Origin of the sequence: Seonamhaeicola sp. NFXS20 (assembly GCF_049132085.1) — a bacterium.
In the GTDB taxonomy this organism is placed as follows: Bacteria; Bacteroidota; Bacteroidia; order Flavobacteriales; family Flavobacteriaceae; genus Seonamhaeicola.
Genome location: NZ_JAFMPU010000009.1, coordinates 1 through 12236, shown reverse-complemented (window position 1 = coordinate 12236; position 12236 = coordinate 1). Strand labels below are relative to the sequence as shown.

11 protein-coding genes and 1 tRNA gene are annotated in these 12236 nt (G+C 31.0%); 3 read left to right on the top strand and 9 right to left on the bottom strand.

The genetic code is table 11. The annotated features are described in order from the left end of the window. Positions 1-117: 117 nt before the first annotated feature. Together J1D01_RS12570 and J1D01_RS12565 are read left to right on the top strand one after the other, a co-directional pair. A complete protein-coding gene (locus J1D01_RS12570) occupies positions 118-1440 on the top strand; it encodes a hydroxymethylglutaryl-CoA reductase, degradative (protein WP_421151063.1) in 1323 nt (440 codons plus the stop codon). Position 1441: 1 nt separating this feature from the next. After that, positions 1442-2353: a GYDIA family GHMP kinase gene (locus J1D01_RS12565; protein WP_421151062.1), complete on the top strand. Its 912-nt coding sequence runs from the start codon at positions 1442-1444 to the stop codon at positions 2351-2353. 104 nt (positions 2354-2457) lie between these two features. Here the strand turns inward: J1D01_RS12565 and J1D01_RS12560 are convergent, their stop codons facing one another. The 7 genes from J1D01_RS12560 to J1D01_RS12530 form a co-directional block, all read right to left on the bottom strand. Next, a complete protein-coding gene (locus tag J1D01_RS12560; protein ID WP_421151061.1) occupies positions 2458-4581 on the bottom strand; it encodes a peptidylprolyl isomerase in 2124 nt (707 codons plus the stop codon). A gap of 222 nt (positions 4582-4803) precedes the next feature. Beyond that, a complete protein-coding gene (locus J1D01_RS12555; protein WP_372937760.1) occupies positions 4804-6093 on the bottom strand; it encodes a hemolysin family protein in 1290 nt (429 codons plus the stop codon). Between the two features lie 6 nt (positions 6094-6099). Beyond that, a complete protein-coding gene (locus J1D01_RS12550; protein ID WP_372937759.1) occupies positions 6100-6288 on the bottom strand; it encodes a hypothetical protein in 189 nt (62 codons plus the stop codon). 54 nt (positions 6289-6342) lie between these two features. Then, on the bottom strand, positions 6343-6894 hold the full coding sequence (lptC, locus tag J1D01_RS12545; RefSeq protein ID WP_372937758.1) for an LPS export ABC transporter periplasmic protein LptC: 552 nt from the start codon (positions 6892-6894) through the stop codon (positions 6343-6345). A 38-nt stretch (positions 6895-6932) separates the two neighbouring features. Then, positions 6933-8315, bottom strand: a complete 1383-nt coding sequence (locus J1D01_RS12540; RefSeq protein WP_372937757.1) for a tetratricopeptide repeat protein — start codon at positions 8313-8315, stop codon at positions 6933-6935. 19 nt (positions 8316-8334) lie between these two features. Further along, on the bottom strand, positions 8335-9645 hold the full coding sequence (locus J1D01_RS12535) for a hypothetical protein (RefSeq protein WP_421151060.1): 1311 nt from the start codon (positions 9643-9645) through the stop codon (positions 8335-8337). Further along, entirely contained in the window at positions 9642-10373 is a 732-nt protein-coding gene (locus tag J1D01_RS12530) for a type III pantothenate kinase (RefSeq protein WP_372937755.1), read from the bottom strand. Before J1D01_RS12530 ends, J1D01_RS12535 begins: the two co-directional genes overlap by 4 nt. A 158-nt stretch (positions 10374-10531) precedes the next feature. Between J1D01_RS12530 and J1D01_RS12525 the strand changes: the two genes are divergently transcribed. After that, positions 10532-10604, top strand: a tRNA-Phe gene (locus J1D01_RS12525). Positions 10605-10700: 96 nt separating this feature from the next. Here the strand turns inward: J1D01_RS12525 and J1D01_RS12520 are convergent. Together J1D01_RS12520 and J1D01_RS12515 are read right to left on the bottom strand one after the other, a co-directional pair. Continuing rightward, entirely contained in the window at positions 10701-11513 is an 813-nt protein-coding gene (locus J1D01_RS12520; protein WP_421151146.1) for an ISAon1 family transposase, read from the bottom strand. A gap of 160 nt (positions 11514-11673) precedes the next feature. Further along, positions 11674-11874 (bottom strand): ISAon1 family transposase N-terminal region protein, encoded by a 201-nt coding sequence (locus tag J1D01_RS12515; RefSeq protein WP_421151145.1) that lies wholly within the window; start codon positions 11872-11874, stop codon positions 11674-11676. Between the last annotated feature and the right edge of the window lie 362 nt (positions 11875-12236).

Below are 12236 nucleotides of genomic sequence, written 5' to 3'. Positions count from 1 at the left end.
ATTTTAATAAAAATTATTCAAAATACAGCAATTATTAACACTTTATTAAGCCCTAACAATTAAGATATCTAATATTCATAGCAAGTGTAGTATCTTTGCTCAACAAATTATCATTTTATGAGTAAATCTATTGCTGGTTTTTCTAAACTTTCAAAGTCTAAAAAAATTGATTGGATTGTAGAAACTTACTTTACCAATGCCCAAAGTGCTAAAAGTATTTTAAAACAGTATTGGAATAGCAACGAAAAACTACAACAACTACATGATGAGTTTATAGAAAACACTATAACTAACTATTATTTACCACTTGGTGTTGCACCTAACTTTTTAATAAATGGTAAACTATACACCATTCCAATGGCTATTGAAGAAAGTTCGGTTGTTGCTGCAGCAAGTAAAGCTGCTAAATTTTGGTTAGAGCGCGGTGGTTTTAAAACCACAGTAATTTCTACTACAAAAATTGGGCAAGTTCATTTTATTTATAAAGGTGATTTTAAAAGATTAACTCAGTATTTCAACTCTATTAAACCTAAACTTATTGATGATGCAAAACCTATTACGGGTAATATGGAAAAACGTGGTGGGGGCATTATAGATATTGAATTACGAGATAAAACTAAAGACATAAACGGCTATTATCAACTGCATGCATCATTTGAAACATTAGATGCTATGGGAGCCAATTTTATAAACTCCTGCTTAGAGCAATTTGCTAAAACTTTTAAAAATGAGGCTCAAAGCTTCAATCTATTTTCTGATGAAGAAAAGCAAATTGATATTGTTATGAGCATTTTATCTAACTATGTTCCAGATTGTTTAGTTAGAGCCGAAGTTAGTTGCCATGTAAACGATTTAACCGAGAACAAAGCTATTACTGGTAAAGCCTTTGCTGAAAAATTTGTTCAAGCAGTCAATATTGCTGAAATAGAACCCTACAGAGCTGTAACCCACAACAAAGGTATTATGAATGGTATTGATGCCGTTGTTTTAGCTACTGGTAACGACTTTAGAGCTATTGAAGCTTGTGTTCATGCCTATGCCTCTAGAAACGGCAAATACAGTAGTTTAACACATGCTAAAATTGAAGATGATACGTTTAAATTTTGGATTGAAATTCCACTGGCTATAGGTACTGTTGGCGGTCTTACAAGCTTACACCCTTTGGTTAAACTAGCTTTAGAGTTGTTACACAAACCATCGGCTAAAGAACTCATGCAAATTATTGCGGTGGCTGGTTTAGCGCAAAATTTTGCAGCTTTACGTTCTCTTACAACAACTGGTATTCAGCAAGGACATATGAAAATGCACTTAATGAATATTTTAAATCAGTTTAAAGCTACAGATGTTGAAAAGCAAACTATAACTGAACATTTTAAAAACAATACTGTAACACATAGTGCGGTTGTTGAGGCCATTCAAAATCTAAGATCAAAAAACTAAGATGCAAAAATTTTATAGCCACGGTAAACTTTTACTAACCGGAGAGTATGTGGTTCTTGATGGAGCTGTTTCTTTAGCTATACCCACAAAATATGGTCAATCTCTTAATTTAGAATTAATTGAAAAACCTGTGATTATTTGGGAAAGTTTTGATGAAAAGGGTAATCTTTGGTTTAAAGGTGAATTTGAAATTAATAATAAAAAGCTACTAAACCCCTTTCAAAGTAACGATGTATCTGAAAGAATTACACAAATACTTAACACTTGTAAACAATTAAATCCTAAATTTTTAAATTCTAAAAACGGATACAAAATTACTACATCTTTAGATTTCCCTAAAAATTGGGGATTAGGCACTTCTTCAACATTAATAAATAATATGGCACAATGGGCAAATGTTGATGCCTTTAAATTACTAGAACTTACATTTGGCGGTAGTGGTTATGATATTGCCTGCGCACAGAGTGAACATCCAATTACTTACCAGTTAGAAAACAAAACACCTTTAGTTAATCAGGTTACTTTTAAGCCTTCGTTTAAAGACTATCTATATTTTGTTCATTTAAACAAAAAACAAAATAGTAGAGAAGGTATAGCACATTATAAAGCACAAAATAAAGACAGTATTCAAAAAGTTATTTCTGATATTAACTCCATAACCTCTAAAATGATAACATGTAATTCTTTAGAGGAATTTGACGCTTTAATTATTAAGCATGAGTCTATAATTGCTAACATTACTAAGCAAAGAACAGTTAAAGAACTTCTTTTTAATGATTTTAGTGGAAGTGTAAAAAGCCTTGGTGCTTGGGGAGGCGATTTTGTTTTAGCAAGCTTAAAAAATAACCCAACAAATTATTTTAAAAATAAAGGATTCCATACTATTATTCCGTATTCAGAAATGGTTTTATAAATTATAGTGAAACTTATTTTATAGCTTATTTTAAAGACCACGCAATATTGACTACAAAAAAAGCCCCGTTAAAAACGAGGCTTATAACATTATATTACACTATTTTACTGAATCTGAGATTCTGCTCTATTATCTTCAATTTCAGCTACCGCTTTTAAAGCATTGTATAATTTACTATTTACGGTAACTGACTTTTGTTGCTCTACTCTATTAGCAGCAGCTTGATAATTATCTAACTCTACAGCTGGTGTTATTTTGGTAACTTGTACCATATATACTCCCCTATCTCCATCAATTAATCCTGAAGTTTCTCCTTCATTTAAACCAAAAGCAGTTCCCACTACTAGAGGCTCTCTACCAGCACCAGAAATGGTTGGGTTTTTCATGTTTATAGCAGATGCTGTTCTTACCGTAGTATTTTCAGCAGCGGCTAAATCTTCTAAAGTAGTAGCAGATATTCTTTCTCTTATTAATTCTGCTTTTTTCTCCTTTCTAATTATTGGTAATACTTTAGCTGTAGCATCTTCAACAGACATTAAACCAGCTTTATTTTTAGCTACCAATTGCGCAACCACGTATCCTCCAGGAATATTAAAACGTTTAATATCTCCAACATTTGCTTCTTCTTCAAAAGCCCAACGTACTATTTGTCTTTGGTTACCCACACCAGGAATACTTTCATCTAAAGCTTTAATACCATTTACAGGTCTTACAGTATAACTACTTTCTTCTGCTAAGGTTTCAAAATCTTTATCAGCTGCAGCTATTTCAAATTTAGAAGCTTCTCTAAATATTTTAGATGTTGTTTCTTCTGATGGTTCTATTTTTCTAGCAATACTTCCTACTTTTACAGCTCTCTTTTTACTTGTTTGTCCTTCTATTTCTATTATATGGAAACCAAAAACTGTTTTAACCACTCCTAAATCTCCAACTTTACCTTCAAATTCAAAGTCATTAAATTCAGGAACCATAGAGTTATATGGATGCCAATCATAACGTCCTCCGTTATCAACACTTCCTTTGTCTGATGAGAATTCTTTTACCAATTCTGGGAACTTAGAACGGTTTCTTTTAATTACAGTTAATAGACTATCGGCTTGTGCTTTGGCTTGATCTTCTGTTAAGGTAACATCGGTACCAGCACTTTGCGCTCCTATAAAAGGAATTAAAATGTGTCTTACTTTGGCTGAGTCTGGAATTTGTTTTTCTGCAATTAATTTTGAAATCTTAAAATATCCATTCTCTTTATATGGGCCATAAACTTCACCTACATTAAGTTTCATTAAACTATCTGCAACTTGAGATGCTAAGCCAGATTTAAAAACAAAACGATCATTAAACTTAATATCAGAGTTTAGGTTTATGTATTCTGCATCATTTTTAACTTTTGAAAAAGCTACTATTGTATCTTTTCTTCCGGTTTCATCTACCAATCTTCCGTTTAAAAATGTTTTAAGTTCATTGATAATGGCTGTTTCATCGGCAACTGATGCCACTTCTTCAAACTCAACAAATCTAATATCTCTAGATTCTTCTACTTGAAATTCTTTTTCGTTATCTTGAATATAACTTGAAATATCAGACTTTGATACTTTTACAATACTATCTGGTATAGATGAATATGGTACTTGCACATACTTTATATCTACTTTATTTCCTTCTAGTTTATGTTCTAATTCTCCTTCTGCCAAAGTACCTGTTAAACCAGCTTTAACTAGGTTGTAGTAGTTTTGTTGTAAGGCATTAGTAGCAATAGATTGTTCGTAGTCTATCCAACTTGCATAACCTGTTGGTGAATTATCTTTAAGGTTTGCTATGTACTCATTTAACTTATTTTCGTCAAATATTCCGGCTTCATTTAAAAACTGCGGATTAGTAGCTAATGCTGTTTTTAATAAATCTCTCATTTGATCTTTTTCTACAGAAATTCCTAAAGCTTCAAATTGAGTTTCTAAAACGTTTTGTCTCACTTCTTGATCCCAAACTCTATTCATTACTTGAGTAGTTGTGGCGCTAGAACCCATTTGTCTTTGAAGATTTTCTACTTTTAATTGAAACTCTTCACGAGAAATATCTTTACCGTTAATAGATCCAATTACATTTTGAGATTTACCAGAAAAGCTTGCGCTTCCATCAAAAAGACCAGATAGTACAAATGCAAATAAAGCCATTGCTATTACAACTATTAATACTATGGTTTTTTGTCTTATCTTATTTAAAATTGCCATTTTTTATGTGTGATTTTATAAACCCTAAGGGCGTTTTCTATTTAATATTAGAAATCAATCAAAACAGACTGATTGACAAAAATATCGTGCGCGAAAATACCATTTTCTATTTAATAATAAAAGCCGAAACTATCAATAATTGAATTAAACTACTCCATTGTTGAGAGTAACTTCTATTAAATTTAAATAAACGCCTTTAAATCTTAGTAATTATCGCCCTAGTTAACTATCTTCTAACAACTTAAGTGTTACTAAATCTATTTTTGTGTTTGATACTTCTTTGATAATAAATTTGAAATCCTCAATTAATACTACATCATCCTTTTCTGGAATTTCTTCGGTATGATTTACTATTAGCCCTCCTAATGTTTCGTAGTTTTCGCTTTCTGGCAAATTTAATTTGTAAGTTTCATTTATATAATCTACTTCTAATCTAGCTGAAAACTTAAATGTATTTTCATCAATCCTTTCCTCTATTAAATCAATAGTATCATGTTCATCTTCAATTTCGCCAAATAATTCTTCTACAATGTCTTCAACAGTCATAATGCCCGAGGTACCACCATACTCATCTATTACAACAGCCATACTGCGGTGTTTTTTTGTAAGCACATTTAGCACATCTTTTATAAGAACCGTTTCTGGAACAAACTCTACGGGCAACATCATTGATTTTATGTTCTTGTGTTTTTTAAAAAGCTCAAAAGAATGCACATAGCCTAAAATATCATCAATAGTATCTTTATATACTAAAATTTTTGTTCGTCCTGTTTCTGTAAAAAGCGTACTTAGTGTTTTTATAGATTCATTGATTTCAACAGCAATAATTTCGGTTCTAGGAATCATTACTTCACGAGCTTTAACTTCTGAAAACTCTAATGCATTTTGAAAAATTTGAATTTCAGAATCTACCTGATCATGTTCTTCAACAGATTCCATTTGTTCACTTATATAATTACCAAGCTCTACTTTTGTGAAAGCTAATTGAATTTGATCGCCTTCGGTTTTAAAAAACGTTTTGAGTATAAAATCTGAAATCCAAATTATAAATCCGGATATTAAACTAAATAACAGATAAAAAATGTACGCAGGTACCGCCAATACTTTAACAAGTGTATTAGCATAAATTTGAAAGAAAACTTTAGGTAAAAATTCTGCAGTAATTAAAATTATAAACGTTGAAATAACTGTTTGAGATAGTAAACTTAAATCTGTTAATAAATAATTTACAAAAGAACTTGAGCTTGGTAATAACGTTTGGAACCAATTAACCAATAAATCTCCCATAAAAAAACCATAAATAACCAATGCAATATTGTTACCAATAAGCATAGTGGTTATAAATTTTGATGGTTTTACAGTAAGCTTACTTAAAACTTTTGCTAGTAGGCCTTCTTGCTTTTTTTCTATTTCAATATGTATTTTATTTGAAGACACATAGGCAATCTCCATACCCGAAAAAAATGCCGAAAGCATTAAAGACACAACAATTATTACAACATACAGTGTCATTTAATTTTACTTGTTTCTGTTTTGAAACTTCTTACTAAACTTTCGTCTGAAGAAAAACATAAAAATTGCTAAAGCAGCAAATCCTAACGATATGTAGGCACCGTTAGTTCCATTACCCCATTTAGAGATACCGTCATATAAAAACAATGCTGCAAAAACCAAATAAACGTATTGAAAAATACTTAGATATTTCATTTATATATAATTTGTGTAAAGATAGTTAAAATAGGAAAGCAATGAATAAGAAGCTTAATCATCTACAGCAATAATACCTGTAACTTCTAGTACTTCTGCATTGGTAAAACTGCCATTAGAATCAAACCCATTACCATGAATAATATCCTGTTCAGACTCAAATGTAACAGGTACATTAGTAAACAACCATTCTTTTTTTCTGTCGAAATAAAGTTGTTCTGATTTTAAAATTCTTTTATCGTGCGTGGTTATCACCACATTTCCTTGTAAATCTATAATACTTGTTGCGTCATAAATAATAGCATAGTCTGACACAATAGTACTTTTTTTAGCATCATCATAAATGTAAAGTGTGATGCCATCTGGAAATTCATAATAAGGAAAATCTCGGTTAGAATAGTCTTTCATTGTTTTCCCAATTAAGTGTCTGGTAACCTTTCCAGAATCTGTATATTTTAAATTAATGTTTTCTGCCTCACCAATAGGTTCGTTTTCAGATATTCCTATTTTCTGAACTTCGGCATAGTTGTCTTTACATGAAAAAAACATAGTCACAGTTAATACTGTGACTATGTTTAATATATAATATTTAACTATTTGTTTCATTTATTGTTTTGAGAATTAACTCAAACCGTGCAATATAATTAGTTTATTGCTGGTACAGTAACTTGTCCATTTATCCAACAGCCAATTTTAATAACTTGTCCTGAGTTACCAGCACTAAAAATTTCAGCTTTTTGAGGTGCTTTAGCTCTATAATTGGCAACAGACTTAGCGGCATTACTTTTTTGAGTAGGATCTACTCTTGCTGCTTTTTGTGCTTCTTCAGCTGCTAACCAATATACAGCTCTTTTATTAAATGTTGTATCTCCACAACTATTTGCACTTGCAGCATACATGGCTGCAATTGATAAATGAGGACGACCATTTGATGGATTTAATTTTAAAGAGTTTCTGAAATATGTTCTTGCTTGACCATATCTTCCTTTCTTTTTAAGAATTAAACCAATTCTGTTAGCCAAATTAGCTTTTTTAAAGGTGTCTTCTTCTAAATCATAAGATTCTTTAAAGTAACTAATTGCTTCGTTTTCTTTTCCATTTTTAAATAAAACGGTTCCTACAAAGTATTTAGTATCTGCTGACGGTGCAGCTTCATCATAGGCTTTTACCATTTTTTCATATAATGGATCGTCTGTACAATCTTTGTAGTACATTCTACTTACTGCACGTTTTAACCAAACACCATCTGTTTTGTTTTCTTCGAAATCTCTATGGTATAAAGGAATTAAGTTCTCACAGTTTGCACGAGGTCCTAATTTACCATCAATACCTGATAAAATTTTATCATAAGCATTTAAAACTTGCCCATAATATCTTTTATATTGTCCTTCTTTTTTTGTTAATGCTGTTCCCGCATCTTCTTTAGCTACTAACTTATTTAAGTTTTCTGAAGCTATTTTAATTTCATCTTCAACTTTTTCTACTACATCATCATACTTGTTGAATAAATCTTCTGCTGGTTTTTCTTTAGCATCATATAATTCAACCATTAAAGAAAAATAACTGTATAAACTTTTAGCATTTTTAAAGTTCTTTTTATCGGCATTATAAACATCATCAAAACATTTATATAATTCTTCAGCAGATTTTCCTAACTCTTCTCTGTTATCATACATTAATTGGCAAGACATAGCACCATATTTTCCTTTAGGTGTTTTGCTTGCAAAATATTGACCTCTTTGTTCGTAAAGTTTAATTAAATCGTTTATAAAGGCAACTTTATCTGCTCCTGTAGCGTTTTCAATCTTATACTCTAAAATCTTTTCGCCATCAACGTATATGGCATTATTAAATTTTGGGCATTTGTTTCTTACTGCCATCCAAGGCTCATATGCCGCATCGTAGTTTTTAGCTTTTACATACTCATGAAAAATTGATAGCTTAGTCATGCACTCTTCATCTTGTTGTGCAAAACCAAAGCTTACTGCCATGAATAATGTTAATAATAAAGTAATTCTCGTCTTCATGATATAAATTGTTCTGTGTTTAATTATACTTTCTTTTCTGGAACCATCTATCGCCCAAAGATAAACTTAATTGTAAATTAATAAAATTCTCTTGTATTAAATTATTATTAGTTGTTCCGCGTTTACCTATTTCAAATCCTACATTGGCACTAGATATACCTCCACTTAATGGTAATCCTACTCCAAAAGATATGCCAAACTCTTTAATTGCTTCTGAATTTATATTAAGCCCCGTATCCTCATACCTAAAACCAGCCCTATATACAGTTCTTTTAAAATAATTATTTAACGATCTGTAATCTGGAATAAAAAATCCTCCAACAGAAATGGTAGACGCATCTTTGTGAGTTGGCCTATTAGGAGGCGCACTTGATGATATAGGTCTTCTTAAATTACTTGTGTTTTGAAATAAATATTCTGCCCCTACAAACCATTTTCTAGGTGCTCCAACACCTAATCCAACAGTAAATATTGATGGTAGAATTAATTCTGTTTCAGCTTGACCTAAAGACTCTAAATCTATTTCAACAGAATCATTCACATACTCTTGTCCTGTAGTAGAAGTACTTATTGTTTCTATAGAACGATTGTTTTTAGAAGTTATAGTACTTTCTGGTGAATACGTTGCAGTAGCAGATAACTCTAATTTATTAGTTATCTTTCTATTATACGAAACACCAAAATTAAAATTCAATCCACTTAAGTCAGACCGATTACTTTCTCTTGATTGGTATATGGTTGGCACTCCGTTATCATATTGGTATTCTACAATACTATTTTGAATATTTCCAAAATTATAATGGGCATCTACACCAATGCTTAATCCATCTGCTAGTCTATATCCTAAGCCTAAAAAAGCTTTGTTTACTCCTCCTTCTCCTCTAAACCTGTTTTGTATAGCTCCATCATTGTTTAAAGATTCAAGCTTATACCCAACCGATGTATTAGGTAATAACCCAAATCCAAATCCAAACCTCCCCATTGGTATGGCTAAAGCTATATAATCAAAAGTTGTAGAACTTGTGCTTTCAGTACTAGTATCGGTTTTTAGCTTAATACTATTATGACTTCCTCCTATGGCAAATTTAACTGGTCTGCTTTCTCCATTAAAAGCTTGAAGGTTTTTAGTGGCATAAGACGCTGGGTTACGTAAATTAACATGAATACTGTCAATAAAAACACTTATACCTCCCATGCTTCGGTTTTCAACAGTACCTTTAAATTTTTGGTTCCCTAAACCGTAAAAGGAATATGGAGATGCTGTACCCTCTTGTCCATATATTTGAAATGCAATTAAAGCAACAAAAACTATTACAAGTTTTTTTATCATTCGTTTAAATTAGTTTGTAAAATATAGTTCAATCCTTCTAAAAGAAAATTAGAATGGGCAAATATGCTACTTTTTAATTGTTTAGACAAGAAATTAGCATCACCTCCTGTTAAAATAACTGTTAAATCCGAATATTTTTGTTTATAAGCCTTAATAACTCCATCAATTTCAATTAAAACACCATTTACAACACCAGAATGTATAGATTCTTTAGTAGTCTGCCCAATAATACTTTTTGGTTTCTCTGTTTCTAATAACGGTAAGTTAGCCGTTAAATTATTTAAAGACTTATATCTTACTCGCAACCCTGGAGATATGGCTCCTCCTAAATATTCATTTTTTTTATTTATAAAATCGTAAGTAATACAAGTACCTGCATCAATAATTAAAACATCTTCTTTAGGGAAATGTTTTACAGAAGCACTAACTAGTGCAATTCTATCTACACCTAATGTTTTGGGGGTTTTATATTTGTTTTTAAATGGAAGCTTAGTCTTAGAATCTAATACAAAAAGGTCTAACATTTTTTTTATTTCATCAAATTGTTCAACCTCAAATTCACCAACCGATGAAATAATTCCTTTTTTAATTGATTTATATTTTTTTAATATTAAAACAACAGATTCAATTAAATCATGATTTGTTACAACTATTTTTTGTTTTAAAGTATTTCTTTTAAAAACAGCAAGTTTAACAAAAGAATTACCTACATCAATAATTAAATTCATAATTTTTATTAAGTTGCAAATTTACAAAACACTGAGGATTATACTCTTAATTAAATTATAATATTGAATACCAAAATAAAATTAAAATTATGATGTTTTTTTTATTTTTATTTTGGCGAATAATAAAAATGATTTTATATTTGCAACCGCTTTAGCGAGGTACCTTAGCTCAGTTGGTAGAGCAAAGGACTGAAAATCCTTGTGTCCCTGGTTCGATTCCTGGAGGTACCACAAAAAAATCCCGAAACAGCAATGTTTACGGGATTTTTTGTTTCTAAGGGGACAACATTGGGAACAATTAAAGGGATCATGACCAAAAGTTGTGTTTTATGCAAAAATTGTAGTTAACCTAAAGAGAAAGAATTCTAGATTATTCACACCCCTAAACTGACTTCTGAAAGCTTTAATTTTAGCATTAAAAGCTTCAGCCGAAGCATTAGTACTTCTATTAATAAAGTAGTTCAGGATAGATTTATAATTAAGAGTAATAGTATTAGCTATAGTATTGAAAGCTTTAAAACCTGAATTTTCTACTTGGTAATACCATTGCGCCAATTTTGTGTAGGCTATTTGTATTGATTTAGCTTGGTTGAATATATTTCTGAGGTTTTGCACTAGCTCAAAAGCTTTTTTAATATCAGGGTATTGTTGGAATAGTATTTTGTTTCTGAGGTGTTGACTTTGAGTCCAATCAGAAGGGGCTTTGTAAAGTAGGTATCTACTTCTGGCAAGTAATTGTTTTCTAGTATCACCATTATCAAATATTTCAGGAGAAAATTCATGTTGTTTTTCTTTAGCTAGTTTTATCGAGTTGTTTTCTTGATCAATAGCTTCCCATCTATGTTTAATTCTAATATCTTGTAAAGCTTCAAGAGCCAGTTTTTGTACATGGAACCTATCGGTTACTTGTGTTGCTTTTGGAAAACAAACTCTGGCAATTGTTTTCATAGAATTTGCCATATCTAGTGTTATTTCCTTGACTTTATTTCTGGTTTTAGAAGGGATTTTAAGTAGTTGTTCAATAATAGGTTCTACTTTAGTTCCTGCACATATGGCTACAATAGCGCCTTTTTTACCTTTAGCTTTTTTGTTGGTTATAATGGTGTATAGTTCTCCTTTGGAAAGTGCTGTTTCATCAATGGAAAGATATTTACCTATGTTTTGGGGATAGATGAGATATTACTTAGCATGAGACTTCTGTTTCCATTGTTTGAATTCACTTAAACAGTCTCTATATTGCCTTTGTAGTTTTTTGCCATTAAGATTGTAGAATTCCGCTATGGTATGACAATCATTAGCTTTAGTATCTACTAATTTCTTTTAAAAAAGCAGCGAATTCGTTAGTCATACGAGTTCCCTTAGCTACTAGATTCCAGTCTCTTTGTACAATTTGTTGGTTGTTTTTATTGAGCCATCTTCTACGTTTTATATGTAGGTATACTGTGTTTCCTCTAATGGGGAAATCTTGTACTGTTATTTCTTTGTAAAAACCATGCGCAATGACTATTTGCTTATCAAACTCATTGGGAATGGTTTTTTCTCTTGAAAATACAAATGAAGAATTTCGTTAGTTTTAGTATGTTTCACTAAATCGAAGTTGTCGATTAAGAATTCAGGTAAAAACAGTTTTAATAGGTCTATGGTAAGTTCCAATACAATAATTTTAAGACTTCAAAACTAAAACTATCTTTATTCACACACAACTTCTACTCATGATCAGGGATCAAGGATTATGACTAAAATATTCAACTAAAATGCAATAGGAAAAGGGACAGGCATTATTTTGTATTAGAAAAAACTGAGAAAATCGAAAACAAAAAAACCCTTCATATTACTATGAAGGGTTTCTAAAAAAGGCAACGA

Excerpts from the sequence above, each read along its gene's own strand:
- J1D01_RS12530 (WP_372937755.1), bottom strand. The coding sequence starts at position 10,373 with ATGAATTTAATTATTGATGTAGGTAATTCTTTTGTTAAACTTGCTGTT.
- J1D01_RS12550 (WP_372937759.1), bottom strand. The coding sequence starts at position 6,288 with ATGAAATATCTAAGTATTTTTCAATACGTTTATTTGGTTTTTGCAGCA.
- J1D01_RS12560 (WP_421151061.1), bottom strand. The coding sequence starts at position 4,581 with ATGGCAATTTTAAATAAGATAAGACAAAAAACCATAGTATTAATAGTT.
- J1D01_RS12540 (WP_372937757.1), bottom strand. The coding sequence starts at position 8,315 with ATGAAGACGAGAATTACTTTATTATTAACATTATTCATGGCAGTAAGC.
- lptC (WP_372937758.1), bottom strand. The coding sequence starts at position 6,894 with ATGAAACAAATAGTTAAATATTATATATTAAACATAGTCACAGTATTA.
- J1D01_RS12555 (WP_372937760.1), bottom strand. The coding sequence starts at position 6,093 with ATGACACTGTATGTTGTAATAATTGTTGTGTCTTTAATGCTTTCGGCA.
- J1D01_RS12570 (WP_421151063.1), top strand. The coding sequence starts at position 118 with ATGAGTAAATCTATTGCTGGTTTTTCTAAACTTTCAAAGTCTAAAAAA.
- J1D01_RS12565 (WP_421151062.1), top strand. The coding sequence starts at position 1,442 with ATGCAAAAATTTTATAGCCACGGTAAACTTTTACTAACCGGAGAGTAT.
- J1D01_RS12535 (WP_421151060.1), bottom strand. The coding sequence starts at position 9,645 with ATGATAAAAAAACTTGTAATAGTTTTTGTTGCTTTAATTGCATTTCAA.